General features: G+C 63.3%; 25 protein-coding genes and 1 other RNA gene. 16 read left to right on the top strand and 10 right to left on the bottom strand.

All coding sequences use genetic code 11. The features are described 5' to 3' along the window. Positions 1-21: 21 nt before the first annotated feature. Positions 22-891, bottom strand: coding sequence for a 50S ribosomal protein L11 methyltransferase (locus ACX3OZ_RS02775; protein ID WP_459094957.1), 870 nt, complete (start codon positions 889-891; stop codon positions 22-24). A gap of 105 nt (positions 892-996) precedes the next feature. Here ACX3OZ_RS02775 and ACX3OZ_RS02770 point away from each other — a divergent pair, with 105 nt between their 5' ends. Next, positions 997-1296 carry a putative quinol monooxygenase gene (locus ACX3OZ_RS02770; RefSeq protein WP_459103768.1) on the top strand — a complete coding sequence of 100 codons (300 nt, stop codon included), beginning with the start codon at positions 997-999 and terminating at the stop codon, positions 1294-1296. Here the strand turns inward: ACX3OZ_RS02770 and ACX3OZ_RS02765 are convergent. Continuing rightward, on the bottom strand, positions 1283-3622 hold the full coding sequence (locus tag ACX3OZ_RS02765) for an ATP-dependent helicase (protein WP_459103767.1): 2340 nt from the start codon (positions 3620-3622) through the stop codon (positions 1283-1285). The two genes, ACX3OZ_RS02770 and ACX3OZ_RS02765, sit on opposite strands and share 14 nt — an antisense overlap. Before the next feature lie 201 nt (positions 3623-3823). Here ACX3OZ_RS02765 and ACX3OZ_RS02760 point away from each other — a divergent pair, with 201 nt between their 5' ends. Both ACX3OZ_RS02760 and ACX3OZ_RS02755 read left to right on the top strand, forming a co-directional pair. Next, positions 3824-5995, top strand: a complete 2172-nt coding sequence (locus tag ACX3OZ_RS02760) for an esterase-like activity of phytase family protein (RefSeq protein WP_459103766.1) — start codon at positions 3824-3826, stop codon at positions 5993-5995. 112 nt (positions 5996-6107) lie between these two features. Further along, positions 6108-9782, top strand: coding sequence for an AsmA family protein (locus ACX3OZ_RS02755; RefSeq protein WP_459103765.1), 3675 nt, complete (start codon positions 6108-6110; stop codon positions 9780-9782). A gap of 27 nt (positions 9783-9809) precedes the next feature. Here ACX3OZ_RS02755 and ACX3OZ_RS02750 read toward each other — a convergent pair whose 3' ends face one another. From ACX3OZ_RS02750 to ssrA, 3 genes are all read right to left on the bottom strand, one after another. Continuing rightward, positions 9810-10031, bottom strand: coding sequence for a ribbon-helix-helix domain-containing protein (locus ACX3OZ_RS02750; RefSeq protein ID WP_459094962.1), 222 nt, complete (start codon positions 10029-10031; stop codon positions 9810-9812). A 9-nt stretch (positions 10032-10040) separates the two neighbouring features. Continuing rightward, a complete protein-coding gene (locus ACX3OZ_RS02745) occupies positions 10041-10529 on the bottom strand; it encodes an SspB family protein (protein ID WP_459094963.1) in 489 nt (162 codons plus the stop codon). 109 nt (positions 10530-10638) lie between these two features. Beyond that, positions 10639-10996, bottom strand: a transfer-messenger RNA (tmRNA) gene (gene ssrA, locus ACX3OZ_RS02740). Between the two features lie 124 nt (positions 10997-11120). Between ssrA and ACX3OZ_RS02735 the strand changes: the two genes are divergently transcribed. Next, complete coding sequence (locus ACX3OZ_RS02735; protein WP_459094964.1) at positions 11121-11663, top strand: thermonuclease family protein; 543 nt, start codon at positions 11121-11123, stop codon at positions 11661-11663. Positions 11664-11667: 4 nt separating this feature from the next. On the opposite strand, the gene ACX3OZ_RS02730 is transcribed toward ACX3OZ_RS02735, so the two are convergent. Continuing rightward, positions 11668-11907, bottom strand: a complete 240-nt coding sequence (locus tag ACX3OZ_RS02730) for a YdeI/OmpD-associated family protein (protein ID WP_459094965.1) — start codon at positions 11905-11907, stop codon at positions 11668-11670. After that, positions 11904-12302, bottom strand: coding sequence for a RidA family protein (locus ACX3OZ_RS02725; RefSeq protein ID WP_459094966.1), 399 nt, complete (start codon positions 12300-12302; stop codon positions 11904-11906). Before ACX3OZ_RS02725 ends, ACX3OZ_RS02730 begins: the two co-directional genes overlap by 4 nt. Before the next feature lie 164 nt (positions 12303-12466). Here ACX3OZ_RS02725 and ACX3OZ_RS02720 point away from each other — a divergent pair, with 164 nt between their 5' ends. The 7 genes from ACX3OZ_RS02720 to hflC all read left to right on the top strand — a co-directional run bounded on the left by ACX3OZ_RS02720 (position 12467) and on the right by hflC (position 18215). Then, positions 12467-13051: a DUF1003 domain-containing protein gene (locus tag ACX3OZ_RS02720; protein ID WP_459094967.1), complete on the top strand. Its 585-nt coding sequence runs from the start codon at positions 12467-12469 to the stop codon at positions 13049-13051. Positions 13052-13060: 9 nt separating this feature from the next. Next, positions 13061-13855, top strand: a complete 795-nt coding sequence (locus ACX3OZ_RS02715; RefSeq protein WP_459103764.1) for a thymidylate synthase — start codon at positions 13061-13063, stop codon at positions 13853-13855. A 72-nt stretch (positions 13856-13927) separates the two neighbouring features. Beyond that, positions 13928-14935, top strand: coding sequence for a DUF4424 domain-containing protein (locus ACX3OZ_RS02710; protein WP_459094969.1), 1008 nt, complete (start codon positions 13928-13930; stop codon positions 14933-14935). A 21-nt stretch (positions 14936-14956) separates the two neighbouring features. Further along, a complete protein-coding gene (locus ACX3OZ_RS02705; protein ID WP_459103763.1) occupies positions 14957-15442 on the top strand; it encodes a GNAT family N-acetyltransferase in 486 nt (161 codons plus the stop codon). Beyond that, positions 15442-15963 carry a dihydrofolate reductase gene (locus ACX3OZ_RS02700; RefSeq protein ID WP_459103762.1) on the top strand — a complete coding sequence of 174 codons (522 nt, stop codon included), beginning with the start codon at positions 15442-15444 and terminating at the stop codon, positions 15961-15963. The genes ACX3OZ_RS02705 and ACX3OZ_RS02700 overlap by 1 nt, the downstream gene beginning before the upstream one ends. Positions 15964-16022: 59 nt before the next feature. Beyond that, entirely contained in the window at positions 16023-17129 is a 1107-nt protein-coding gene (gene hflK, locus ACX3OZ_RS02695) for an FtsH protease activity modulator HflK (protein WP_459095464.1), read from the top strand. A 3-nt stretch (positions 17130-17132) separates the two neighbouring features. Continuing rightward, a complete protein-coding gene (hflC, locus tag ACX3OZ_RS02690; RefSeq protein ID WP_459094972.1) occupies positions 17133-18215 on the top strand; it encodes a protease modulator HflC in 1083 nt (360 codons plus the stop codon). A 66-nt stretch (positions 18216-18281) separates the two neighbouring features. Here hflC and serB read toward each other — a convergent pair whose 3' ends face one another. Then, positions 18282-19154, bottom strand: a complete 873-nt coding sequence (gene serB, locus ACX3OZ_RS02685) for a phosphoserine phosphatase SerB (RefSeq protein ID WP_459094973.1) — start codon at positions 19152-19154, stop codon at positions 18282-18284. 24 nt (positions 19155-19178) lie between these two features. Here serB and miaA point away from each other — a divergent pair, with 24 nt between their 5' ends. Further along, positions 19179-20057, top strand: coding sequence for a tRNA (adenosine(37)-N6)-dimethylallyltransferase MiaA (gene miaA, locus ACX3OZ_RS02680; RefSeq protein WP_459103761.1), 879 nt, complete (start codon positions 19179-19181; stop codon positions 20055-20057). A 144-nt stretch (positions 20058-20201) separates the two neighbouring features. On the opposite strand, the gene ACX3OZ_RS02675 is transcribed toward miaA, so the two are convergent. Beyond that, positions 20202-21614, bottom strand: coding sequence for an MATE family efflux transporter (locus ACX3OZ_RS02675; protein WP_459094975.1), 1413 nt, complete (start codon positions 21612-21614; stop codon positions 20202-20204). Between the two features lie 146 nt (positions 21615-21760). Between ACX3OZ_RS02675 and ACX3OZ_RS02670 the strand changes: the two genes are divergently transcribed. The 4 genes from ACX3OZ_RS02670 (at position 21761) to ACX3OZ_RS02655 (ending at position 23597) form a co-directional block, all read left to right on the top strand. Continuing rightward, positions 21761-22129 carry a DUF423 domain-containing protein gene (locus ACX3OZ_RS02670; protein ID WP_459094976.1) on the top strand — a complete coding sequence of 123 codons (369 nt, stop codon included), beginning with the start codon at positions 21761-21763 and terminating at the stop codon, positions 22127-22129. 87 nt (positions 22130-22216) lie between these two features. Continuing rightward, on the top strand, positions 22217-22492 hold the full coding sequence (locus tag ACX3OZ_RS02665) for a glycine zipper domain-containing protein (RefSeq protein ID WP_459094977.1): 276 nt from the start codon (positions 22217-22219) through the stop codon (positions 22490-22492). 297 nt (positions 22493-22789) lie between these two features. After that, positions 22790-23005, top strand: a complete 216-nt coding sequence (locus ACX3OZ_RS02660) for a cold-shock protein (protein WP_459094978.1) — start codon at positions 22790-22792, stop codon at positions 23003-23005. A 124-nt stretch (positions 23006-23129) separates the two neighbouring features. Beyond that, positions 23130-23597, top strand: coding sequence for an NUDIX hydrolase (locus ACX3OZ_RS02655; RefSeq protein ID WP_459094979.1), 468 nt, complete (start codon positions 23130-23132; stop codon positions 23595-23597). A 318-nt stretch (positions 23598-23915) separates the two neighbouring features. Here the strand turns inward: ACX3OZ_RS02655 and ACX3OZ_RS02650 are convergent, their stop codons facing one another. Continuing rightward, positions 23916-25418 (bottom strand): inorganic phosphate transporter, encoded by a 1503-nt coding sequence (locus ACX3OZ_RS02650; protein ID WP_459094980.1) that lies wholly within the window; start codon positions 25416-25418, stop codon positions 23916-23918. Positions 25419-25454 lie beyond the last annotated feature (36 nt).

Genomic DNA, 25454 nt, shown 5'->3' with positions numbered 1-25454 from the left:
GACACTGTGGGTGGAAAGGCGTCAGGGCCGTTCGAGGATCAGCGTCGACCATTCCTTGCGCTGCAACTGCTCGTTCAGCACCAGCCCTTCGCGCGTATAGGCATCGATGACGCCGGGGGCCTGATGCTCCAAGATACCGGACAGGATTACCGTCGCGCCGGGCTGGGCCACAGCGGCCATGGCCGGGGCCAGCGCCATTAGCGGGCCGGCCAGAATATTGGCCACGAGCAGATCATAAGGCGCATTTTTCTGGATTTCGGGGTGGTCGACGCCGGTCGCTTCCAGCGCGACGATCTGCGGACCGACACCGTTGTGGACGGCATTGTCGATGGTGGTGGTCACCGAAATTGGGTCGATATCGCTGGCGATCACCGTCAGCTGGGTCCGCTTGGCCAGCGCGATGGCGAGCACGCCGGTGCCGGTGCCGACGTCGATCATGCGCTGCGGCGAGCGGCGCTTGAGCACTTTGTCGATGGCTTCGAGGCACCCGGTGGTGGTTTCGTGGTGACCGGTGCCAAAGGCTTGTGCCGCATCGATTTTCATCGGGGTCAGCCCTTCGGGAATTGGCCCGGTTTCATGGCTGCCATAAACGTAAAAGCCACCCGCGATGACCGGTGCCAGGCCTTCCAGCGACTTGGCGACCCAGTTGATGTCGGGATCGATGGGGGCGACGGAAAATTCCACCACGCCGCCCAGGGTCTGCCGCGCCAGCTCAACAAAGGCATCTACATTGGGCGGGCTCTCGCAGGTTGCTTCGAAAAACCATTCCCCGGTCTCTTCATTCTCATGCGCCGAGGCGGTCAGCGCCAGATCGTCCCGCTCCATGACGGCATCGACCAGGGCATAGGCCTGATCCTTGGTGAGCGGGGCGGAGAGCTGGTCGACGGCCATGGGGAAATCCTCTGTTCAGCGCCTAGTTGCGATAAGTCCATCGCTAGGTCAATCTGACTTATCCCCGCATCGGCCGGGATGCGCCAGATTTGATGGAGGCAGGCAATGTTTGGATTGATGGGCAGGATGCTGGCACCGCCGGGCAAGCGCGAGGAATTGCTCACGATCATGCTTGAGGGCAACGCGCCCATGCCGGGCTGCCGTAGCTATGTCATCGCTCGCGATCTGGTCAGCGCTGAGGGCATCTGGATCACCGAAGTTTGGGACAGCAAGGACAGCCACGCCGCATCGCTCAAGCTGCCGCAGGTGCAGGCCACTATCGCCAAGGCGCGGCCGCTCATTGCCGGCTTTGACCAGCAGATCGAAACCGAGCCGCTGGGCGGAATCGGGCTTATGCCTTCTTGATAAAACTCTCCAGCACCTTCTTGCGGCCGGCCTTTTCAAAATCGATGGTCAGCTTGTTGCCCTCGATATCGGCAATGGCGCCGTAGCCAAATTTGAGGTGGAACACCCGCTCGCCCATGCCGAAGGCCGAGCGGTCATTGCCCAGGTCAACCGAGCGGGCTACGAGATCGCCATCGATGGTCAGCGGGCCGCCGCCCTTGCGGCTGGCCTGTTGGGCGCGGGCGCGAGCCCAGCCGGGGGTTTCGTAGACACTCTCGAATGGGTCGGCCTTGTTGAAGCGGCTGCTGGCGCCGCCGCCATAGCCATAGCCGCCATAGGATGAGCCGGTATCGGTGACTTCCACCGCATCGGCGGGGAGTTCATCGAGAAAGCGGGAAGGAATGGCCGATTGCCAAAGGCCGTGGATGCGGCGGTTTTGCGCGGCGGAGATGCGCACGCGCTTGCGGCCACGGGTGATGCCGACATAGGCGAGACGACGTTCCTCCTCGAGCCCAGCTCGGCCGCTTTCATCCATCGACCGCTGGCTGGGGAAGGTGCCTTCTTCCCAGCCGGGCAGGAAGACAGTGTTGAACTCAAGCCCCTTGGCGCCATGCAGGGTCATGATGGTGACGGCGTCGGCGGCATCGGCGTTATCGCGGTCCATGACCAGGGCGATGTGTTCGAGGAAGCCACCAAGGGTGTCGAATTCTCCCATGGCGCGGCTCAGTTCCTTGAGGTTTTCCTTGCGGCCCTCGGACTCAACGGATTTGTCGGCGCTGAGCATGTCGGTGTAGCCGCTCTCTTCGAGGATCTGCTCAACGAGTTCGAAAGGCTGCAACGTCGCGGTGCGGAACGCCCAGTCTTCGAACTGGCCTACCAGGCTACCCAAGGTCGTGCGCTGCTTGGACTTGAGTTCCTCGGTTTCGAGCAGCAGGCGGGTGGCTGCCAGCAGCGGCATGTTCTGGTGCCGCGCCGTCTCCATCAGCATTTTTAGCGTGGCGTCGCCTATGCCGCGCTTGGGAACATTGATGATGCGTTCGAAGGCAAGATCGTCGGCAGGTTGGGCGACGAGACGCAGATAGGCCAGAGCGTCCCGGATTTCCTTGCGCTCGTAAAAGCGCGGGCCGCCGATGACGCGGTAATTGAGGCCGAGGGTAATGAAGCGCTCTTCGAACTCGCGCATCTGAAAGGAGGCACGGACCAGAATTGCCATGGAGTTGAGGCTCTCGCCCCCGCGCTGATATTGTTCGATCTCTTCGCCGACCGTGCGCGCCTCTTCCTCGCTGTCCCAGACTTGGGTGACAGAGACTGGCTCGCCAGTTTCGCCCACATCGGTCTGCAGCGTCTTGCCGAGGCGGCTTTCGTTGAAGGCGATGATGTTGGAGGCGGCCTTGAGGATGTTCGAGGTCGAGCGGTAGTTGCGCTCGAGCTTTATGACCTTGGCGCCCGGAAAGTCCTTTTCGAAGCGCAGGATGTTGTCGACCTCGGCGCCACGCCAGCCATAGATCGACTGATCGTCGTCGCCCACGACGCAGATATTGGCTTCGCTGGCTGGTTTCCCCTGAGCCAGCAGGCGCAGCCAGAGATATTGGGCGACGTTGCTGTCCTGATATTCGTCCACCAGCATGTATTTGAACTTGCGATGGTACTCCGCCAGCACGTCCGGATTTTCCTTGAACAGCCGGATACACTCCAGCAGCAGGTCGCCAAAATCGGCGGCGTTCAGCGCTTTAAGCCGGGCCTGGTAGGCGGCGTAGAGCTTGCCGCCACGACCATTGGCATAGCTGCCGCTATCGGCCGGCGACACATCCTTTGGCAGCAGGCCCTTGTTCTTCCATCCATCCATCATTCCGGCGAACTGCTTGGCGGGCCAACGCTTCTCATCGATATTGTCGGCGACGAGCAACTGCTTGATCAGCCGGATTTGATCGTCGGTATCCACGATGGTGAAGGAGCTGGTCAGGCCCACCAGCCCGGCGTGCTGACGCAGGATGCGGGCGCCGATCGAGTGGAAGGTGCCCATCCAGGGCATGGCATCGAGCCGCGGCACGAGCTTTTCGATGCGCTCCTTCATTTCCCGGGCGGCCTTGTTGGTAAAGGTCACCGATAGGATCTGGCCTGGCCAGGCGCGGTTGGTATTGATGATGTGGGCGATGCGGGTGGTCAGTACCCGTGTTTTGCCGGTGCCGGCGCCGGCCAGCACAAGCAACGGGCCTTCGATGGACTCCACGGCATCGCGCTGTTCCTCATTGAGGCCGCTCAGATAGTCGGGCGCCTGGTTCCGTTTGAACTGGCTGGTAATCGACCCGGCAGCGGGGCGATCGAGTGGGTGAGCATCACCGGACATTGAGGGCCTTTCCATCGCGGCGTCCGGGGCAGGACGCACTGCGCGGGCATTGACGAATCTTATTTTGTTCTCGTTGGGCAATATAGGGATTGGCGGGTGCGGTGTATAGAACGCGGGCGCTGTCACCGATCCGTCATGGTGGCGTCATGGGACTGTCTCGTGCCCACCCTATGCGGAGCCTATTCCAACCGAGGCTCCATCATGTTCAAGCCAAAATACCTGGCCGCCATCACGGCGGCGTTGCTGGCCACGACCGGTACGGTCGCCGCTGCCGAGTATTTCAACCGCATTGCCAGCTTCCCGGTCGCACTGAATACGCCCGATGCCGAAGAGGGGGCCGAGAACTCGGCCGAAATCATCACCGCAACCGAAGACGGCATGACGCTGGTTTATTCCAATGCGCTGCTGGGTGGCATTGGCTTTATCGATATCACCGACCCGACCGCGCCCAAGCCGGCCGGCTTCGTGGCGCTGGATGGCGGCCCTACCTCGGTGGCGGTGATCGGCGGCAAGGCGCTGGTGACCTCGGACACCACGACAGACTTCACCGCCCCTACGGGTTATCTGGCGATCATCGACATTGCCACCAAGACCATCGAGGCGACCTGCGATCTGGGCGGCCAGCCCGACGCCATTGCCAAGAATTTCGACGCGTCGCTGATTGCCATTTCGATGGAAAACCAGCGCGACGAAGACCTCAATGACGGCGTGATCCCGCAACTGCCCAGCGGCAATATCACCTTCTTCGACGTGGCCGGCGGCAGCGTCGATTGCGGCACCATGCGGGTCACCGAACTGGCCGGTGTTGCTGATTTCGCCGGCGATGATGCCGAACCGGAATATACCGACTTCAACAGCCTCAACGAATTGGCGGTGACGCTGCAGGAAAACAACCACATCGTCATCCTCAATGGCGAAACCGGCAAAATCATCAGCGATTTCAGCGCCGGCAGTGTTGACCTGGACGGCATCGACGCCACCGAAGATGGTCGTCTGAGCTTCACCGAGAGCCAGCATGGCCGCAAGCGCGAGCCCGACGCAATCCAGTGGCTCGATAGTGACCGCGTCGTCATCGCCAATGAAGGCGACTACGAAGGCGGCTCGCGCGGTTTCACCATCTTCCACAAGGACGGCACCGAACTCTATGAGAGCGGGTCGTCGATGGAATATATCGCCGCCCAGCTCGGCCACTATCCGGAAGGCCGCTCGGACGCCAAAGGTGTCGAGCCCGAAGGCATGGAAGTGGGCAAGTTCGGCGACACCAACTTCATCTTCGTCAACCAGGAGCGTTCCTCGCTGGTGGCGATCTACAAGGACACCGGTGGCGAGCCCGAATATTGGCAGTCCGTGCCCTCGGGCATTGGCCCGGAAGGCGCCTTGGCCATTCCGTCGCGCAATCTCTATGTCACGGCCAACGAGACCGATCTGTCGCCCGACGGGCTGGCTGGTTCGCATGTGATGATCTTTGAACTCGCTGAAGGCGAGCCGGCCTATCCCCAGATCATGTCGGATCTCGATGCCGACGGTAAACCGATCGGCTGGGCCGCGTTGTCCGGCGCCGTGGGTGATGCCGAACAGCCGGGCATTCTCTATGCCGTCAGCGACAGCGCGTTCAGCGAAGCGGCGGTCTACACCATTGACGCGACGGCCAAGCCGGCCCGCATCGTCAAGAAGACCGTGGTTACCCGCAATGGCGTGCCGGCCCAGAAGCTCGACCTGGAAGGCATCACGCTGGACGGCGAAGGCGGTTTCTGGCTGGCTTCGGAAGGCGACACCGCCAAGTTGACGCCGCATGCGCTGTTCCACGTCAATGCGGATGGCGAGATCGAGGATGAGGTCGCTTTCCCGGCAGCGCTACTGGCCGGCGAGACCCGTTCGGGTTCGGAAGGCATTGCCAAAATTGGCGACACGCTGTGGATCGCCATTCAGCGCGAATGGAAGGATGATCCCAAGGGTCTGGTGAAGCTGGTTTCCTACAACACCGAAGCCAAAGAATGGGGCGCGGTGCATTATCCGCTCGAGGCGGCCGCCGAAGGCACCTGGGTCGGGCTCAGCGAAATCACCGTGCAGGGCGACTACGCCTACATCATCGAGCGCGACAACCAGATCGCCGACAATGCAGCCCTCAAGGCAATCTACCGCGTGCCGGTAAGCGAACTGGTCGCGGCCCCGCTGGGCGGCGAGTTGCCGACCGTCAGCAAGGAACTGGTGCGAGACCTGGTTCCCGACCTCAAGGCCAATAATGGCTATGTGGTCGACAAGGTGGAGAGTTTCGCTGTCGACGCCGCCGGCCATGGCTATGTCATCACCGACAATGATGGCGTGGACGACTCCTCGGGCGAGACCTTCTTCTGGTCGATCGGCGCGCTCTGATCCTGCCGAATTGCCATGGATGGCCGGGCGGCGACGCCCGGTCATCGCTATTTAATCGCCGCCGCCATTTCGTGTCGTGTATTCAAGGCAATGGCGGGGTTGCGCGGGGCGCGTGCTTGCCTACACTCTGCCGCGGGAAATCGGGTGGCCGCGTGCAGTGCTGAACCGCATCTACATCATTGTCGGAACGCTGGCGATCATCGTGCTCGCCGGGGCTTTCATCGTGCCGTACTTCATCCAATGGAGCGATTATCGCACCCGGATGGAGGAACTGGCGACCAGCGTGCTGGGCACGCCGGTGACGGTGCGCGGCGATATTGAGTTCACCCTGCTGCCGCAGCCGCGCCTGCTGTTTTCCAATGTGCTGGTGGGCTCGCCCGAGGAGCCGGCGGCGACCGTCGACAGCGTCGAAGCCGAATTCTCGCTGATGGATTTCCTGCGCGATAATTACAACGTCACCCGTCTGGTGCTGCGCCAGCCGGTGATCGATTTCACCATTGATGAAAGCGGCTTTTTCGGCAGCGGCGTTTCGGTGGTTGGCGGCAATGGCAGCGTCGGGTTGGGGCAGGCCAGCGTCGTCGGGGCCACCATTCGGCTGATGGATCGCCGCTCCGGCGAGACTTTTGTGGCCGACAAGGTCAGCGGCGAATTCAAGCTTGGCAATTTGAACGGCCCGTTCGCATTTCAGGGCACAGGCGCCTTTCGCGGCCAAAGCTATGGCCTGCGCTTCAACTCGGCGGCGGCAGATGCGAGTGGCAAGGCGCAGGTGTCGATGTTCGTGCAGCCGGTTTCGGCGGCGTTTTCGCTGTCTGCCGAAGGCACGCTGGCGCCCGGCATGGCGCCCAAATTTGACGGCGCCGTCACCTATCGCCAGAAGCCGCCGGCTACCACGGTGGCCACCGATATTCGCGGCGATCTGGTGCTGGAAAGCAAGGTCACCGGCTCGACCGACCGCATCGTGCTGTCCGGCTATACGCTGCGCCCCGACGAGAACCGCGCCGGCACGCGGCTGACCGGGGCGGCGAGCATTCAGCTGGGTGCAGCCCATAGTTTCGATGCGGTGATTTCGGGCGGCGTCTTCTCGCTGCCGCCGCGCGACGCCAAGGAAGATGCATCGACATTGCCCTATGAGGCGGTGCGGCTGCTGGCGGAACTGCCGGCGCCGATCATCCCGCCGATGGCGGGGCGGGTGGGTATCGATCTGGCTGAAGTGACCCTGCGCGGCTTCGCGCTGCGCAATGTGCGGATGGACGCCAGGACCGATGGCCGGGTCTGGCAGATCGAGCAGTTTATCGGCCAGTTGCCCGGCGATACAGAGCTGCGCGCCAGTGGCCAATTGACCAGCGAGAAGGAGCGCCCGGCCTTCCAGGGTCAGGTCTCGCTGAACAGTGCCCGGCTCGACGGGCTGGCGGCGCTGTGGCGCAAGCCGTCCGATGACAATCCACTGTTCAACCAGCCGGGCAGGCTGGATGGCAAGGTGATGCTGGCCGGGGACGCGCTGGGGCTTGTCGGCGGCGTGGTGACGCTGGCCGAGCGCAGCCATGGCGTCGAAATCCGGCTGGGGTTTGGCGAGGAAAAGCGCCTCGATCTGGTGGCGCATTTCGACGCGCTGGGCCGGCCGGGCAGCGCCATGCTGGCGGCGCTGCTGCCCAATGTTGCGGCCGAGCCATCCTTTGGCATCAGTTTTCCCTTTGGCAGCTTTTCGCTGACCGGCAAGGAAGCGCGCGTGCTGGGCTTCGACGGCAGGGAATTGGTGGCTGAGGGCCAGTGGCGCAACAACATGGTCAGCTTTTCGCGGCTGGCGGCCGAGGCATGGGGCGGCATCGGTCTTGATGCAAAGCTGACCGCCGGTGGCACCGCGGTGGCGCCGGACCTCTCGGGTTCGGGCACGCTGCGCATTGCCGTCGCTGATGCGCCGGCGCTGCTGGGGCTGTATGATCTGCTGGACATGCCGCAAAGCTGGCGCGATTTTCTGGCGCTGTCGGCGCCGGCGGATTTGACCGTCGATATCGGCGGCATATTCGACCGCGCGCAAACGGTGACCTTGGGCGGCAAGCTCGGCGCCAGCGATCTCAATCTGCGGGCTGAACTCGGCGGGGGCATTGGCGGCCTGATCACGGCGCCGCTCAGCATCATCGGGGCGCTGGAATCGACCGACATTGCCGGGCTGACCCGGCAGATCGGCTTTGGCGATACAGCGCTGTTTGGCGGCGATGGCTCGATGCTGGTCAGTCTCGGCTTCGAGGGCACGCCTCGCGACAGCCTCCAAACCAGCCTGACCGCCAGCCTGGGCGATGAGAGCGTCAGCTATGCCGGCACGCTGCTGGCGGCCGGCAATGGCGAAATTCAGGGCACCGGTCGGCTGGATATCGCGCTGGCCGATGCCGGCGGTCTGGCGCGGATTGTTGGCGCGCGCGGGCTGAGCCTGCCGATGGCCACGGGCACGGCGCAGTTGCATTTTGAAGGCAGCCGGTTGGCGCGGCTGACCGACATCACCGGAACTTCGGGCGACACCGGCTTTGCCGGCGAATTGTCACTGTCGCGCACTGGCACCACAGCCGCGGTGGCGGGCGATGTGGCGATTGATACCGTCTCTGTAGAGGGGCTGGCGGCGACGTTGTTTGGTCGGGCGGCGCTGGTGAGCGGTGGCGGGATATGGCCGGAAGGCCCGATTGCGCTGGGCGATCAGGCGCGCCAGACGCGTGGCACCGTGGCGGTGACGGCAGGGGCCGTTTCGGCTGGCGGCATCGAGCGGCTGGGCAAGACCAGTTTTGAATTGAGTTGGGACGAAACCAGGCTGCGGCTGGCGCGGTTTGAGGCGGTGGCCGGCGCGGGGCAGTTGGGCCTCGATATGGTGGTGTGCTGCGCTGGGCCGTTGGTGGACAAGACGGTCAGCGGCCGGATGACGATCACAGGCATGCCCGTCGACGCGCTGGCGCCTGCACCGGTCGGCACGATGCTCGATGGAGTGCTGGCCGGTGGCATGCGCTTTGAGGGCACCGGCGCCAGCATTGGCGAGGTGTTGGCAGTGGCCTCGGGCGAGGGCAATTTCACCCTGAGCGATTTTTCGGCCACGCAATTGTCGCCCAATGTGTTCCCTACCGTCGCCCGATTGACCGACGTGCTCAATTTGGACGCCGACGCCATGGCGGCAATCATGGGGCTGGCGCTGGGGCAGGGGCCGTTCAATGCGCCCGCTGCCACCGGGGCCTTCACCATTGCCGGCGGCGTGGTCCGGCTGGCCAATTTCATTGTCGAGGGCGATGGTGCCGGGCTGGCCGGAAGTGTCAATCTGGCGCTGAATTCGCTCGGCCTCAATGGCAGTTTCGTCATGACGCCGCGCGGTTTTGAGGACGAAAATGGCCTGGTCGGGCCGGACACCTCGCGCATTATCACCCGGCTGGGCGGCACGTTGCCGGCACCGGAGGTGACGCTGGATCTGGGCGAGATGATCGGGGCTATTCTGGTCCGCGCCAACGAGCTTGAGGTTGATCGCCTCGAAATCCTGCGCGCCGAGGATGCCGAGCGGCAACGCGCCGCCGCCGAGGAGCGCAATCGGCTGATCGAGGAACAGCGGCGCAAGGCAGCTGAGGCCGCCGCAAAACTGGCCGCAGAGGAAGCCGCAAGATTGGCCGCCGAGGAAGAGGCAAGGCGGCTGGAGCAGGAACAATTGCAACTGCAGCGCCCGCCGCCTCCGACGCCGTTCAATCTGTCGGTCCAGCGCCCGCTGGACCTTGGACTCCAGCCGATGGGCCCATCCTCGGGAATGGGGCAGCCGCTGTTTTAGGGGGGAGAGGGTTGGTCGGCGATCAGGCTAAAGCCCGCCCGCTTCAATCTTGCTCTGATACCAACTTAACACCGCCAGCCGCGCGGCCGACGACAGATTATTGGTCTGCCGGTTTTCGTCGATGTGGCGGATCAGGCCGGCCATGGTCTGGGCCTGCTCGGCCGCCATGGCGTCGAGCGCGGCCCAGAATTCAGGCTCAAGCGCGATGGAGGTGCGGTGGCCGGCGATGGACAGGGAGCGCTTGTCCATCGGTGCAGGTCAGGGCTTCTTGCGGAAAGCGTCGAGGCTGACGACTTTTTCGCCGGCGTTTTCTTCGGTACCGCTGGGCGCGCTGGCGGTGGCTTCCAGCTCGGCGTCGGCGCCGGCTTCAACCGCAGCAGCGCCGGGCGCGGTTGCGGGATCGAACTGCAGGCCGAACTGCACGGACGGATCGAAGAAGCCTTTGACGGCTGAGAAGGGGATCACCAGCGTTTCGGGGATGCCGTCAAACGACAGGCCGACTTCAAAGCCGGTTTCGGAAACCCTCAGGTCCCAATACTGGTTCTGGATGACGATGGTCATTTCCTTGTCATACTGGCCGAGCAGTTTCTCGCTCAGGCGCACGCCAGGGGCGCGAGTGACGAAGGAAATGAAGAAGTGATGTTCACCGGGCAGTCCGGTTTTGGCAACCTCGGCCAGCACCTTGCGCACGACGCCGCGCAGGGCTTCCTGGGCGAGAATGTCGTATCGCATGTGATCTTCGGCCATGAGCAATCTTCCAGGTCGTAGGTTAGTCTTGGGCATCGAATCCCGAACGATCCATATCAGCCTCACGTTCCGCGAGAATTCAAGGATAAAGGCATCGAAAGGGAGGTTAGGTGCAGGCTTCTGTTGCCAGGTGCCTGCGGACCCCGCCTGTCGCCCGGCTAGGAGCGGAGGACTTAATTTCCCAATGCTAGCACTGCTTACGCAGCGAGAGCGACTGGAGCCTTATGGTTGTCATTTGCAACTATAAGTTTCGGACCGATAACGGTGGTACCTCACCGAGCAAAAGCACACCCTTTACGCCCTCGTCGATCCTGTTTCGCCCCCATTGGCTGCCCCGTTTCCGGGGAAGATGGTGGAGGCGCCGGGTACTGCCCCCGGGTCCGAAAGGTTTATTACGATGACAATTTATCGCCATAGCTCTTGCGAGCACTCCCTATATAGGCCGGACCGGGCGGGGCTGAAAGAGGGTATGGGCATTTTTGTGCCGGCTGCCGCTACGCGCTGATGCGATTGGCGCTTTTCCCACAGGTGTTCAACCGGGCTTAACGCCTGCTCGCCATGCTGTCACCCAACTGACAGGAGGGCCGGGGCATGGCGATATCGAGAACAGTCAGGCGTTGGCGCAACGGCACGCGGCGTGGCGCTACGGCCGGCTGGCCGCTGCTGCTGCTGGCCTTTGCCATCGGCGGCGGGGTGGGCGGAATCGCTTTGGGGGCGCTGCCTGGCCTCAATCTGTCCGATTGGTTGCTCGAGGCGCCCGCACCTAGGGCGTTGGTGGCGAACGTGCCGTCCCGGAGCTTCCCGATTTGCTCGGGCGGCGGCCGCATCAATTGCGTGGTCGACGGCGATACCTTCTGGCTCGATGGCACCAAGATCCGCATCGCCGATATCGATACGCCCGAAGTGGGCCAGCCGAGCTGCGCGGCCGAGAAGGCGCTCGGACAACGGGCTACGACACGGCTGCAGGAACTGTTGAATGCCGGGCCGTTCGACTTGCAGGCGGCCGATCGCGATGAAGACCGCTATGGCCGCAAGCTGCGGATCGTCGAGCGCCAAGGGCGGTCGCTGGGCGATACCCTGGTAGCCGAGGGACTGGCGCATCGCTGGGGTGGGCGCCAGCAAAACTGGTGCTGAATGCTCAGCCGTTCCAGGCCATGCACATATAGACGCCACCGGCCTCCAGCTCATCGAGCATCTGCGCCAGGTGTTTTTGCTTGGTGTCGTCGCGTCTGACCTTGTTGATCCACAGCAGATAATCGTTGCGCTGATAGGGCGGCCTCGCATCATATTGCTCGCGCAGGCCGCGCGCTTCCAGCGCCTCACGGACGAAATCGGGCATGTCCTGGCGCGGCCGCAACGGGCGCAGCACCGGGCTCATGGCAAGACGGCCTGCGCCTCGATCTCGATAAGGAAATCGGGGTTGGCGAGGCCGGCGACGCGCATGCCGGTCACGGTCGGCGGGTTGGTGCGCTGGCCCCACACCGCCATCCAGCTGCGAAACGCGGCCTGCAGATCCGCATCCTGATGGATGATGACAGTCACCTTCACCAGATCCTCCAGCCCCGCCCCGGCGGCGGCCAGCACCAGCTGCATATTGCTCAGCGCCTTTTGGGCTTGCGCGGCCACGTCACCCTTGCCGACAATCTGCCCATTGGCGTCGACAGCGTTCTGCCCGCCGATCAGCAACAGCCGCGCACCCGCCGGCAGGATGATGCCCTGCGAGAACACCGGGCTGCGGTACATTCCGGCAGGATTGAGATGTTCAATGCTCATGCTCGTCTCTCCTTGGTTTCGGGGCGATGCTAGACCGTCCTGCTGACACCGCCTGTCAGGACGCGATGGGGTATTCTATTACCTGAGGCGGCGGGGCGCTTTCCGTTTTCCGCTGCAAACAGAAAATCGGTGTAGGCTGACGATGACAAGCCAAGAGAAGCACCATGACCGACAATTCGACTGACAGATTGATCCACGCCGCCGAGCGGTTTCTGGGCAAGGGCGAGACAGCGCTGTCGAAGACAGAGCGGCAGGTGCTGCAGCAGGCGCTCAGCAAGAAGGCGCTGGCGCTCGATACCAGTGCGGTATTCGATGAGAAATCGACCTTTGGCCAGCGCCTGGCCGATGGGGTCGCCGCCTTTGGCGGGTCGTGGACCTTTCTCATCAGCTTTGGCGTGGTGCTGCTGGCCTGGGTGGGGTTCAACCTGCTGCTGACCCAGACGGCGCCTGACCCCTATCCGTTTATCTTTCTCAATCTGCTGCTGTCGATGCTGGCGGCGGTGCAGGCCCCGGTGATCATGATGAGCCAGAACCGGCAGGCGGCGAAGGACCGGCTGGTGACCGGCCATGATTATGAGTGCAATCTGAAGGCCGAAATCGAGATCATGGCGCTGCATGACAAGGTCGACCAGATGCGCAATGACGATCTCAAGCAGCTGATCGCCAAACAGCAGGAGCAGATCGACCTGCTATTGCGGATCGTGGAAACTCGGCTCGGCACGGGGGCAGCGCCGGGCGAATCGCACTAGGGTGAGGCCATGCAGCCCTATCTGAAACTTCTCGCCGACATTCTCGAAACCGGGACCGACAAGTCCGACCGTACCGGCACCGGCACGCGCTCGCTATTCGGCTACCAGATGCGCTTTGATCTCAGCCAGGGTTTTCCCCTGCTGACGACCAAGAAACTGCACCTCAAATCCATCGTCTATGAATTGCTGTGGTTCATCCGCGGCGAGACCAATGTGCGCTGGCTGCAGGAGCATGGCGTCAAGATCTGGGACGAGTGGGCCGACGAAAACGGCGATCTTGGGCCGGTCTATGGCAGCCAGTGGCGCAGCTGGCCGGCGCCGAATGGCCGCAAGATCGACCAGATCGCCAATGTCATTGAATCCATCAAAACCAAGCCGGATTCTCGGCGTCATATCGTGTCGGCGTGGAATCCCGCCGAAGTCGACGAGATGGCGCTGCCGCCCTGCCACTGCCTGTTCCAGTTCTATGTGGCCAATGGCAAATTGAGCTGCCAGCTTTACCAGCGCTCGGCCGATACGTTTCTCGGCGTGCCGTTCAACATCGCCTCCTATGCGCTGCTGACCCATATGGTGGCGCAGGTGACCGGGCTAGAGGTCGGCGATTTCGTCCATACCTTCGGCGACGTGCATCTCTACTCGAACCATTTCGAGCAGGCCCAGCTGCAACTATCGCGCGAGCCTCGGCCGCTGCCGACCCTCAAGATCAATCCGGCGGTGATGCGGCTGGAGGATTTCGTGTTCGAGGATTTCACCTTCGAGGGCTACGATCCGCATCCCCATATCAAGGCAGCGGTGGCGGTGTAAGCTCAGGTATCGGAGGAGAGTCTGCGGCACCTAGCAAGTTATTGAAACGACTTGATGATCTGGAGGCGGGCGATGAAGTCCATAGCAGTTTTGGGGCTGTCGCTGCTGGTCAGCGCGCCGGCGCTTGCCAACGATACCTCGGCCGTTTTGACCACCGGCGGGCTGGAGTTTATCAGCAGCCAGGACATCGTGATGGAGCGGGAAGACCTTTTCATCTCGCAGGACGAAATCCGCGTGGTCTATCAGTTCCGCAATAGCGGCGAGACCGACCAGGACATCCTGGTCGCCTTCCCGATGCCCGATATCGTGCCGAATTTCTTTTCGCCGGTGGCCTTTCCCAGCGGGCCCGACGACAATCTGTTCGAGTTCAAAACCACCTTCAACGGCACGCCGGTCGAGGCGACGCTGCATGAATATGCCTATGCGCATGGCGTCGACCGGACCAAGACCATCAAGCAACTCGGCCTGCCGCTGGTGCCGATCTCCGAACGGGCGAGCGACGCGACCGATGCGCTCGACGCCGAAACCCGCGACCGCCTGCTGCATCTGGGACTGCTGGTGCCGGATGCATATGATGCCGGGCAGGGCTGGGAAAAGCACTATTATCCGGCCTGGACCTATAAGGCGACCTACACTTGGGAAGGCCACTTTCCGGCCGGTAAAACGGTCACGGTGGAACACCGCTACAAGCCCAGCGTCGGCGGCACGGTGGGCGTCACCTTCCTCAGCGAGCCATTTGAGGGATACGACCCGGCGTCGGAATACCGGACCAAATACTGTACCGATGATGCCTTTGTCGCAGCGGTGCGCAAGACGCTGCCCAATCCAGATGAACCCTGGGGTGCGCCGTTTTACGAACACTGGATTTCCTACATCCTGACCACCGGCGGCAATTGGAGCGGTGGCAGCATCGGCACCTTCCGCCTGGTCATCGACAAGGGCAGCACCGACAATCTGGTGTCGTTCTGCGGCGATGGCATCAAGAAGATCGGCCCGACCAGCTTCGAAATGGTCAAGACCGATTTCTGGCCCGACAAGGAGCTGGATATTCTGATCCTCGAACGGCAGCCGCCGAACTGAGACGCCGTGAAAGGGCGCGATTTGACCGACCAACTTTCTATTCGCCCCGCCACCGAAGCCGATGCCGGGCTGATTATCCGCTTCATAGCCGCGCTGGCTGAATATGAAAAACTCAGCCACGAGGCCAAGGCGAGCGAGGCCGATATCGTCCGCGACCTGTTCGGCGCCGCGCCTGAGGTGTTTTGTGAGATCGCCGAATGGGAGGGTGAGCCGGTCGGCTTCACGCTCTGGTTCTATACCTATTCCACCTTTCAGGGGCGGCATGGCATCTGGCTGGAAGATCTGTTCGTCAGTCCGGAGTTGCGCGGCAAGGGTATCGGCAAGGCGCTGCTGGTCAATCTGGCCCAACGCTGCGTGGCCGAAGGGCTGGGGCGCTTTGAATGGTGGGTGCTCGACTGGAACGAGCCCTCCATCGAGTTCTACAAATCACAGGGCGGAATCATGCAGGACGAATGGACCAAGGTGCGCGTCGAAGGCGCTGAGTTGCTGCAGCTGGGAGCCGCGTGATGATCCGCATCGCCATGATCGCCGGCGTGGCGGAAAACGGGGTCATCGGCAGTGACCAGACCATTCCCTGGCGCGTGCCGTCCGACATGGCCTTCTTCAAGAGGGCGACGATGGGCAAGCCGATCGTCATGGGGCGCAAGCAATTTGAGACGGTGGGCCGCCCGCTGCCGGGCCGGGCCAATATCGTCATCACCCGCCAGCAGGACTATCAGCCCGAAGGCGTTCTGGTGGTGCACAGCATCGATGCAGCCATCGAGCAGGCGCGCCAGATCGCCGAGGTCGATGGTGTTGATGAGATCATGGTTATCGGTGGTGGCGAGCTATATGCCCAGCTGATGGACCGGGCCGACCGGCTCTATATCAGCCATATCGACCTGGCTCCGGCCGGCGATGTGGTGTTCCCGACCATTGCGCCCGAGCAATGGGTGGTAGTGGATCTGCCCGAGGTGACGCCGTCCCCCAAGGATGAAGCCACCTACCGCGTCAAAGTGTATGATCGCCGGACGGCCACTGCGCATTGATCGCGTGAGCCCCTTGCCTATATAAGTCCTCAACGCAGCGTATAACTGAAAGAGACATGATGCCGTGGGAGAATAACGGAGGCGGAGGTGGCCGCAATAATAATGGCGGCCCCTGGGGGCAAGCGCCCGGTGGCGGTGGTAGCGGTGGTCCGCGCCGCCCAGGTGGCGGCAATACGCCCAACCTCGAGGATATTCTCAATCGCGGTCGCGATCAGTTCAGCGGCGGCATTCCGGGTGGCCGGTGGGCTTTGGTCGGTGGGCTCCTCGCGCTGGTCGCCTTTTGGGGCCTCAACGCGATCTACACCGTCGATCCGCAGGAAGTCGGCGTCGAGTTGCGCTTCGGCGCGCCCAAGCCAGACCTGTCCATGCCGGGCCTGCATTTCCATCTCTGGCCCATCGAGACTGTGGAAAAGGTTGCCGTTACCGAAAACCAGACCCAGATCGGTGTTGCCAATACCAGCGCGTCGTCGAATTCACGCGCTGAAGGCCTGATGCTGTCGGGCGACCAGAACATCGTCAACGTGCAGTTCTCGGTGCTGTGGTCGGTCAATGACGCCGTGGCCTATCTGTTCAACGTGCGCGATCCCGAATCCATGGTGCGTTATGCCGCCGAAAGCGCGATGCGCGAAGTGGTTGGCCGCCGCCCGGCACAGGACATCTATAGCGATGACCGCCAGGGCATTGCCGGCGAGGTGTTCACCATCACGCAGGGGATTTTGGAAAGCTACGGCATGGGCGTGCAGGTCAGCCAGTTGCTGATCGAAAATGCCGGCCCGCCGGCCGAAGTTATCGACGCCTTTAACGAAGTGCAGCGTGCCCGTCAGGACGAGACCCGCCTGCAGGAAGAAGCGCGTTCCTATGCCAACACCCTGCTCGGCGATGCCCGTGGCCGGGCAGCGGCACTGCGCGAAGAAGGGGCCGCCTACACCAACCGCGTGGTGCAGGAAGCAACCGGTGAATCCGAGCGCTTCAACGCCATCTATGCCGAATATGTCAACGCCCCCGAAGTGACCCGCAAGCGCCTGTTCCTTGAAACCATGGAACAGGTTATCGGCAACTCGGAAAAAGTGCTGGTCGAGACCGGAGCCGGCGGGCAGGGGGTGATCCCCTATCTGCCACTGCCTGAACTGCGCCCCGGCGCCAATACCAGCACGACGGGGAACTAAGTCATGAACAATCGTCTGATCATTCTTGGCGTTGTCATTCTGGGCGCCCTCTACGTCTTCTTCTCCACCATCTACGTGGTCAACGAGCGCGAGCAGGCTATCGTCATGCGCTTCGGCCAGATTACCGATGTGCGCACCGAGCCGGGGATCTACTTCAAGATCCCGACCGATATCGTCGACAGCGTGCAGATCGTCGAAGATCGCCTGCTGCGCTACGACATCGCCAATATGCGCGTGCAGGTCTCCGGCAACGCCTTCTATCAGGTGGACGCTTTCCTCACCTACCGCATCTCCAACCCGCGCCTGTTCCGTGAACGCGCTCTGGGTCAGCTGTCGGTGGCCGAGGATCGTATCGGCACTCGTTTCGATTCGGCCCTGCGTCAGGTCTATGGTCTGCGCGAGTTCAATGCCGCTTTGTCCGAACAGCGCCCGCAGATGATGGCTGAAGCCCGCGACCTGATCCGCCCGGATCTGGAAGAGCTTGGCATCACTGTCGTTGACGTGCGTATCCTGCGCACCGATCTGGAAGCCGACGTGTCGGCGACCACCTTTGAGCGGATGAGGGCCGAACGCCTTGCCGAAGCCGCGCTGCTGCGTGCTCGTGGCCAGGAACAGGCCCAGAGCCTGCGCGCCATCGCCGACCGTCAGGCCGTCGAAATCGTCGCCGCTGCCACCCGTGACGCGGAAATTATCCGTGGTACGGGCGATGCGGAACGCAACCGGCTGTTTGCTGCCGCCTATGGTCAGGATCAGGAATTCTTCGAGTTCTATCGCTCGATGGAAGCCTATCGTACCGCGCTGGTGAATACCGGCACGACCATGCTGCTATCGCCCGAAAGCGAGTTCTTCCGCTATTTCGGTTCTAATGGCGAAATGCCGGCCGCCAACACTAATCTGGCGACGCCGATCCAGCCCACGGCCGCGCCGATCACGGCACCAGCCAGCAGCGGGCCGGCACTGGATGGCTTGGGCATCGAGGAGAGCACCATCCCTAGCATCACGCTGGAAGATGGCTCGGAGCTGACCCCGACGATTGGCACCGAAGTTCCGGCGCCTGCCGAGGCACCCGCTGCCGTAGCGCAGTAGGTTTTAGGCTCGCAAATGAAAAGGCCGGCGCTGAGCGCCGGCCTTTTTTGTTGTCGCTGTCGAGCTTTAGCGGACGATATCGTCCTCGTTGAAACCCTGCAGATAGAGCAGGGCGGTCAAATCGCCGTGGTCGATGCGGATGCCGGCCTGGGCGGCAACGGCGGGCTTGGCATGCAGGGCGACGCCGAAGCCAGCGATGGCGATCATGTCGAGGTCGTTGGCGCCGTCGCCAACGGCGATGGTCTGGCTCAGCGGCAGGTTGCGCTCGGCTGCCAGGGCGGTCAGGCGGTCGCGCTTGGTGGCCTTGTCGACGATGGGCTTGCTGACCGTGCCAGTGAGGCGGTCGCCGTCAAATTCGAGAGTGTTGGCAATGGCTTCGTGGAAGCCGATACGCTTGGCGAAATAGTCGGCAAAGAAGGTGAAGCCGCCCGAAACCAGCGAGGTATAGGCGCCATATTCCTTCATGGTCTGGATCAAAGCGCGGCCACCCGGCGCCAGCGTGATATGCTCCCGGCGGACTTCCTCAATGACGTGTCTTTCCAAGCCTTTAAGCAGGGCGACGCGGGTGTCGAGGGCCTGGCCGAAATCGAGCTCGCCGCGCATGGCGCGGTCGGTGATTTCGGCGACCTGGTCCTTGATGCCGAGGGCGGCGGCGAGTTCGTCGATGCATTCCTCGTTGATCATGGTGGAATCCATGTCGGCGACGAGGATCTGCTTGCGGCGGTTTTCGCTCGGCACCAGGGCGGCGTCGACCCGCTGCGTGCCGATGACTTCGCGCGCGATGGCGAGGGCGTCGGTTGACTTCGGGTCGATGATCTCGCAGGCAATAGAGTGGTTTAGCCAGTTCAGCTCACCGCCCGTCTGCTGTATGACGGCGGCGGCCAGAGCCGGATCAAGTTCGGAATCGGTGGGGTTGGCGATGAGGCAAAGGACGGGCATGGGGTCTTTTCATAGGAGGAAAAATTGACAGCCCGCAGGCGCGCCGTTTTGATAGCGGGTCCGACTGCCAGCGGCAAGTCGGCGCTGGCGTTGGCCATGGCGCGGGAGCGGGATGGCGTGATCGTCAATGCCGACTCGATGCAGATTTACGATACGTTGCAAGTGGTTACGGCGCGGCCGAGTGATGCGGAGACGGCGCAGGCGGAGCATCGCCTCTATGGCAGCGTACCAGCAGCACAGCGGTTTTCGACTGGACAATGGCTGCAGGCGGTTGGGGCCGTTATCGAGCAGGTTGATCCGGCGCGGCCCTTGATTTTCGTGGGTGGGACCGGGCTGTATTTCGATGCGTTGCTCAATGGCTTTGCCGATGTGCCGGCGGTTCCGGCAGCGGTGACGCTGCAAGTTCAACAAGAGATTCAAGCGCTTGATGCCGAGCAACGGCTGGCGCTGCTGGAGCGGGAGGACCCGGCGGCGGCGGCGCGGCTCAAGGTGGTGGACCCGCAGCGGCTGATCCGGGCGCTGGCGGTCAAGCGCCATACGGGTCGAAAACTGTCGGATTTCCAGCAAGCAAGCGCTGCCAGCATGCTGGCATATTTCTTGCTGGAAAAGCTGATTTTGGACCCGGAGCGGGATGTACTGCGGCAGCGCATCGCGATGCGGTTTGAGCAGATGTTTGACGGTGGGGCGGTGGCGGAGGTGGAAGCGCTTCGCGCGCTCGATCTCGACCCGGCATTACCGGTGATGAAAGCGATTGGGGTGCGCGAAATCGGCGACTGGCTCGATGGGGTTTTGCGCCGGGACGAGGCGATTGGGTTGGCGACGATTGCCACCCAGCAATATGCGAAAAGGCAGCGGACGTGGTTTCGCAATCGGTTTGCGGATTGGCCGCGGCGGGGGAGCTGAAACGCGGGTTCGTCTAATCTCGCCGTTGGTGGGTGGGTGTCGCTTTCACTGACACGGGGTGTGTGGATCCCACGACACCCCCACCCTAACCCTCCCCTCAAGGGGGAGGGGATGGCATTGGGGCTCGCTAGCAGCGAGGACTTCTCAGTGCGGGCGGAGGAGGCCGAGGCGTTCGCGCATGGCGAAGCGGGCGACGAGGACGATGGCGACAGCGGCGAGGCCGGCGGCGAGGCCGAGCCAGATGCCGACGCCGCGCCAGCCGACGACAAAGCCGAGAACCCAGGCCAGGGGGAAGCCGACGGCCCAATAGCCCAGAATGGCGAAGACCATCGGGATCTTGGTGTCGCTGAGCCCGCGTAGCGCGTGGGCGGCGACGACCTGTGCGCCATCGACGAGCTGGAACAGGCCGGCAACGACGAGGAAGGTGCCGGCCAGCATCAGGGCGTTGGCGTTTTCGGGGACGCGCGGATCAAGGAACAGCGAGACGATGGACGGGCCCAGCGTCAGGAACAGGGTGCAGGACACCACCATGAAGGAGGTGCCCAGGGCAAAGGCGGTCCAGCCGGCCTTGCGGACGCCCTCGGGATCGCCGCGACCATAGGCCATGCCCACCCGCACCGTGGCGGCAATGCCGAGCCCCAGCGGCACCATGAAGGCCATGGAGGCGCATTGCAGGGCGATGGCGTGGGCGGCGACTTCGTCGGTGCCGAGCAGGCCCATCAGCAGGGCCGCGGCGGTGAACAGGCCGACTTCGGCCAGCACGGTGAGCCCGATGGGGGTGCCGATGCGGAAGATTTCGCGGAAGCGCGGCCAATCGGGCTTCCAGAAGCGCATCAGCACATAGAAGCGCTTGAAGCGGCGCTGGCGCAGCACATAGGCCAGCATCAGGACAAACATGACGATATTGGCCAGCACGGTGGCGATGGCGGCGCCGCGCAGTTCGAGGCGCGGAAAGCCGAAATTGCCGAAGATCAGCGCATAATTGACGAAGGCGTTGAACAGCACGCCGCCGACGGTGATCAGCAGGATGATGCGGGTGGCGTCGAAGGCCGAGAGCAGTGAGCGCAGGGCGATGATGGCGAGCGCCGGAAACAGCATCCAGACGCCGGCGTGAATATATTGCTCGGCCATCAGCGTGGTGACCGGGTCCTGGCCGAGCGCGGCATAGATATGGCGGATCTGCCAGAGGATGGGGATGAACAGGATGGCCAGCGCAATCGCCGCCCACAGGCCCTGCCGGACGACACGGCGCACCGCCTTGATGTCACGGGCGCCGCGCGCCTGCGCCACCAGCGGGGCGACGGCCCCGACAATGCCGATGCCGCACACCAGGAAAGGCATGATGAAGGTGGTGGCCAGCGTGCCGCCGGCCAGATAGGTCGGGCCGAGCCAGCCCAGCATGATGACGTCGGTGGCGGTCAGCGCGTTCTGCGCCAGCTGGGCAACGACCAGCGGCCAGGCCAGCGCAAAGGTGGCGCGCAGTTCGGCGCCCCAGGTGCCGGCGGGGGAATGGCTGACGGCGACCGCGCCGGGCGCAGCCGTGGCTGGCTCGTTCATCTCAAATATCCTGCTTGTGGGGATTGCTCCGGAATAGGTTGAGGTGCAGCCTGCGTCAGCTACAGTCCCGGTATCCACCAAATCTCACTCTCCCTCGTAGATGAAACGGCAAGCCAACGAAAGAGGGCTGGCCGGAGACCAGACAAATGACTGACCCCAATATAGTTTTACCGCGCCTGACCCTGGCGGCGGCCGGAATCATTGGCGCCATCGGCGTGGTGGCGGCAGCAGGCGCTTCCCATGGCGAGCTGTCGCGCAATCTGGCGGCGATTGCCGCTATCGGGCTGGCGCATGGGCCGGCGCTGCTGGCGCTGGGGCTGGCGGGGCGCGGCCGGGTGCTGAGCGCGGCGGCGGCGCTGCTGGCGCTGGGCACGCTGGTGTTTATCGGCGACCTGGGGATGCGGGAATGGCAGGGGCATGGACTGTTTGCCGGTGCGGCGCCGCTGGGTGGGCTGGGCATGATCACCGGCTGGTTGACGGTGGCTGCAGCGGCGCTAGTCTGGCGACGCGGCTGATTTATTTTCAAATTTTGTCAAACTCATCGCGGAACCAAAAGCCTGGCCGCGAGTTCTTGCCCTCGATGAGTTTTGGAAGGTTACCACATGCATAAGATTTTGATCATCGCCGCGACCTGCCTGTCGCTGGCTGCCTGCACCACCACCCAGCAAGGTGCTGTGGTTGGCGGGCTGGGCGGTGCCGTTATCGGTGCCGGCGTGACGGGCGGGAGTGCTGTAGGGACGTTGGTCGGCGCGGGCGTTGGCGCTGTCGCCGGCGCAGCTGTTGGCGACGTGATCGGCCGTGTCGATAACTCGAGCAACATGTGTATCTATCAGGGCCGCAATGGCAGGACCTACCGCGACACCTGCCCGCGCGGCTAACGACGTTGCAGCATCGCCCCATGCTGCACGCGCCTTCGGGCGCCCTGGCCCTCGATCCGGAGTCCCTCCTGGATCGAGGGCTTCTCTATGACCAGTCATCGACCAGCGAAATCGCCTTGAATTGCCCAAAGATGGCAGCCATAATTTTGACTTCGACGTCACTATCGCGCGCTATCTGAACGACCGGCATAAAGTCGGAACCTTGGCTACGTCTGATCGGTGAATCGTTTAGACCGGACTTCACGGTCCGTTTTCAACCTCAGCCGTCTCGGCGGCGACTACGCAAGAGGACATGCTATGGCTGTCATCACCGGTACTGTTAAATTCTTCAATACCACCAAGGGCTTCGGCTTTATCTCGCCCGAGGGTGGCGGCAAGGATGCCTTCGTGCATATTTCCGCTGTCCAGCGCTCGGGCCTGCAGGGGCTCTATGAGAACGACAAGGTGACCTATGAGCTCGAGACCGGCCGCGACGGCAAGGAATCGGCGGTCAACCTGACCCTGCTCGACTAAAGCAGCGCCAGCAGACATCGAAGGGCCCTACGGGGCCCTTTTTGCTGGGCAGAGGCGCGGAGCCGCATCGACTCGCAGGCGCTGACCGTGCGATTAGAAAACTCCCATAGACGGAGGCCAGCCGATGCTGCGCGAATTTCTCAGCAACTGGAGTCCGAAGGTCGAAACCACGCCGGGCCAGCGACAGGCCGGGGCGCTGCCCTACGCCATGGTCGAGGGACGGACGGTGTTTCTGCTGATCACCTCACGGCGCACCGGGCGCTGGATTTTTCCCAAGGGCGATATCGAGCTTGGCATGACGGCCTGGGAAAGCGCCGCGGCGGAAGCGCTGGAAGAGGCGGGCGTGACCGGTCAGATCGACACCACGCCGATCGGCAGCTACCGCACCAGCGCCAACACCGATGGCTCGAGCCTGGTGGATGTCGATCTCTATCCGCTGCATGTGGAGACCCAGCTCGATGTGTGGAAGGAAATGGACCAGCGCCTGCGCCATTGGGCCGTGCTGCCCGAAGCGCGGCGGCTGCTGAATGATCCGGCCCTGTCGCGACTGGCGGCGGCGCTGAAGGCGCGGTTGCGGGCGGGGCGTCTGTAATTTGTTGGCACAGGGCAGTGGTTTTGGCTTTTGCGCATGCTGGAAGTGAGCGTGCGCGGAGGCTTGTTCACCCCTCACCCTAACCCTCTCCCCTGAGGGGCGAGGGGATTTTGCCTGGTGGTTAGGCACAAATCTGGCACCACACTCGATCAGTCCCCTCGCCCCTCAGGGGAGAGGGTTAGGGTGAGGGGTGCGATGCTGGGGTTTGCCTGATGTGGCGACCGGGCCCGAGCGGTAGCGGCTCAATCTCGGGATGGGCCCCGGCTCAAGGCCGGGGTGACATCGGGGGGGGGTGAGGGTTGTTGGCAGCGCGCTGCCTCAGGCGCCGATGAGCATGTCGAGGCCCCAGAACAACAGTGCAGCCAGCACCGCCGAGGCGGGGACGGTGACGATCCAGGCGGCGGCGATGCCGGTGACGTGCTGGCGGCGGACCAGCTTGCGGCGCTCGCTCTTGCGTTCCTTGGAGAGGGCGGCTTCGGGCGTGGCGTTGAGGGCGGCCGGGTCGATATGCTTGGCGTGGATCGGCACGGCGGCGTAGTCGAGGTCGCGGCGGGAATAATATTCGCGCAGGAACCCGACACCGAAAATGCCGCCCACGGCGATGTGGGTGGACGAGACCGGCAGGCCCAGTGCCGAGGCGACCAGCACCGTCACCGCCGCCGAGAGCGCCACGCAGAAGGCGCGGATTTCATTGAGCTTGGTGATCTGCTCGCCGACGGTGCGGATCAGGCGGGGGCCGAACAAAGCCAGCCCCAGCGAGATGCCGATGGCGCCGATGGCCAGCACCCAGAGCGGCAGGGCGACGCCGGCGGATTCCATATGACCCGACTGTAGCGTCGTGACGATGGCCGCGAACGGGCCGACCGCATTGGCTACGTCATTGGCGCCATGGGCAAAGGACAGCACGGCGGCGGCAGCGACCAGCGGCAGGCGGAACAGGGTCGCGACATGCTTCTTGCGGTTTTCCAGGCCCATGGACTGGTAACGCACCAGCGGCATGGCGCCGATCCAGCCGAGCGCGGCGAAGGCGATGCCCAGCGCGATCACGGCGGGCATGCTCGGCGTCCACACCCGGCTCAGGCCCTTGGTGGCGATATACATGGCGAAAATGCCGGTCATGCCGGCGACCAGGATCGGCACCCAGACGCGGGCGGCGGACACTTTGTCGATGCGGTCGGTGATGGTGTAGTTGATCAGCGACAGCAGCATTGCCGCAGCGATGCCGCCGAGCACGGGCGAAATCACCCAGCTGGCGGCGATGGTGCCGATGGTGGGCCAGGCGACGGCGCTAAAGCCGGCCGCCGCAACGCCGGCGCCGACCACGCCGCCAACCACGGCATGGGTGGTGGAGACCGGGGCGCCGATATAGGTGGCCAGATTGACCCAGAGGGCCGAGGCGAGCAGCGCCGCCATCATCAGCAGCACGAATTGTTCGGCGGGAATGGAGTCGCTGGTCAGCAGGTCGCGGGCCACGGTATTGACCACGTCGCCGCCGGCGAGCAGGGCGCCCGAGGCCTCGAAGATCACGGCGATGGCCAGTGCGCCGCCCATGGTGAGGGCCTTGGAGCCGACGGCCGGTCCCATATTGTTGGCGACGTCATTGGCGCCGACATTGAGCGCCATATAGCCGGCGATGGCGGCGGCGATGACCACCAGATAGCTCATCGGGCCATCGGTGACGACGAAGCTGGCCCAGACTGCTGCCAGCAGCAGGAAGACCAGGGCAAGGCCCGGCGCCGCGATGGAGCGGGCCAGATCGTGGGTGGCGTCTTCCAGCCCGGAAACCCGCTGCAAGTCCTGATCGAGGGCGCTTTTGGCCATGTCTATTCAAACCGTCATAAAACTGTCTCCGGGGCC

The organism is Devosia sp. A369 (assembly GCF_054489345.1).
This window is presented reverse-complemented; position numbering and strand designations above follow the sequence as displayed.

What these genes read in the sequence shown, in the direction of transcription:
- ACX3OZ_RS02775 (WP_459094957.1), bottom strand. Translation starts at nt 891, where the DNA reads ATGGCCGTCGACCAGCTCTCCGCCCCGCTCACCAAGGATCAGGCCTAT.
- ACX3OZ_RS02770 (WP_459103768.1), top strand. Translation starts at nt 997, where the DNA reads ATGTTTGGATTGATGGGCAGGATGCTGGCACCGCCGGGCAAGCGCGAG.
- ACX3OZ_RS02765 (WP_459103767.1), bottom strand. Translation starts at nt 3,622, where the DNA reads ATGTCCGGTGATGCTCACCCACTCGATCGCCCCGCTGCCGGGTCGATT.
- ACX3OZ_RS02760 (WP_459103766.1), top strand. Translation starts at nt 3,824, where the DNA reads ATGTTCAAGCCAAAATACCTGGCCGCCATCACGGCGGCGTTGCTGGCC.
- ACX3OZ_RS02750 (WP_459094962.1), bottom strand. Translation starts at nt 10,031, where the DNA reads ATGGACAAGCGCTCCCTGTCCATCGCCGGCCACCGCACCTCCATCGCG.
- ACX3OZ_RS02745 (WP_459094963.1), bottom strand. Translation starts at nt 10,529, where the DNA reads ATGGCCGAAGATCACATGCGATACGACATTCTCGCCCAGGAAGCCCTG.
- ACX3OZ_RS02735 (WP_459094964.1), top strand. Translation starts at nt 11,121, where the DNA reads ATGGCGATATCGAGAACAGTCAGGCGTTGGCGCAACGGCACGCGGCGT.
- ACX3OZ_RS02730 (WP_459094965.1), bottom strand. Translation starts at nt 11,907, where the DNA reads ATGAGCCCGGTGCTGCGCCCGTTGCGGCCGCGCCAGGACATGCCCGAT.
- ACX3OZ_RS02725 (WP_459094966.1), bottom strand. Translation starts at nt 12,302, where the DNA reads ATGAGCATTGAACATCTCAATCCTGCCGGAATGTACCGCAGCCCGGTG.
- ACX3OZ_RS02720 (WP_459094967.1), top strand. Translation starts at nt 12,467, where the DNA reads ATGACCGACAATTCGACTGACAGATTGATCCACGCCGCCGAGCGGTTT.
- ACX3OZ_RS02715 (WP_459103764.1), top strand. Translation starts at nt 13,061, where the DNA reads ATGCAGCCCTATCTGAAACTTCTCGCCGACATTCTCGAAACCGGGACC.
- ACX3OZ_RS02710 (WP_459094969.1), top strand. Translation starts at nt 13,928, where the DNA reads ATGAAGTCCATAGCAGTTTTGGGGCTGTCGCTGCTGGTCAGCGCGCCG.
- ACX3OZ_RS02700 (WP_459103762.1), top strand. Translation starts at nt 15,442, where the DNA reads ATGATCCGCATCGCCATGATCGCCGGCGTGGCGGAAAACGGGGTCATC.
- hflK (WP_459095464.1), top strand. Translation starts at nt 16,023, where the DNA reads ATGCCGTGGGAGAATAACGGAGGCGGAGGTGGCCGCAATAATAATGGC.
- hflC (WP_459094972.1), top strand. Translation starts at nt 17,133, where the DNA reads ATGAACAATCGTCTGATCATTCTTGGCGTTGTCATTCTGGGCGCCCTC.
- serB (WP_459094973.1), bottom strand. Translation starts at nt 19,154, where the DNA reads ATGCCCGTCCTTTGCCTCATCGCCAACCCCACCGATTCCGAACTTGAT.
- ACX3OZ_RS02675 (WP_459094975.1), bottom strand. Translation starts at nt 21,614, where the DNA reads ATGAACGAGCCAGCCACGGCTGCGCCCGGCGCGGTCGCCGTCAGCCAT.
- ACX3OZ_RS02670 (WP_459094976.1), top strand. Translation starts at nt 21,761, where the DNA reads ATGACTGACCCCAATATAGTTTTACCGCGCCTGACCCTGGCGGCGGCC.
- ACX3OZ_RS02665 (WP_459094977.1), top strand. Translation starts at nt 22,217, where the DNA reads ATGCATAAGATTTTGATCATCGCCGCGACCTGCCTGTCGCTGGCTGCC.
- ACX3OZ_RS02660 (WP_459094978.1), top strand. Translation starts at nt 22,790, where the DNA reads ATGGCTGTCATCACCGGTACTGTTAAATTCTTCAATACCACCAAGGGC.
- ACX3OZ_RS02655 (WP_459094979.1), top strand. Translation starts at nt 23,130, where the DNA reads ATGCTGCGCGAATTTCTCAGCAACTGGAGTCCGAAGGTCGAAACCACG.
- ACX3OZ_RS02650 (WP_459094980.1), bottom strand. Translation starts at nt 25,418, where the DNA reads ATGGCCAAAAGCGCCCTCGATCAGGACTTGCAGCGGGTTTCCGGGCTG.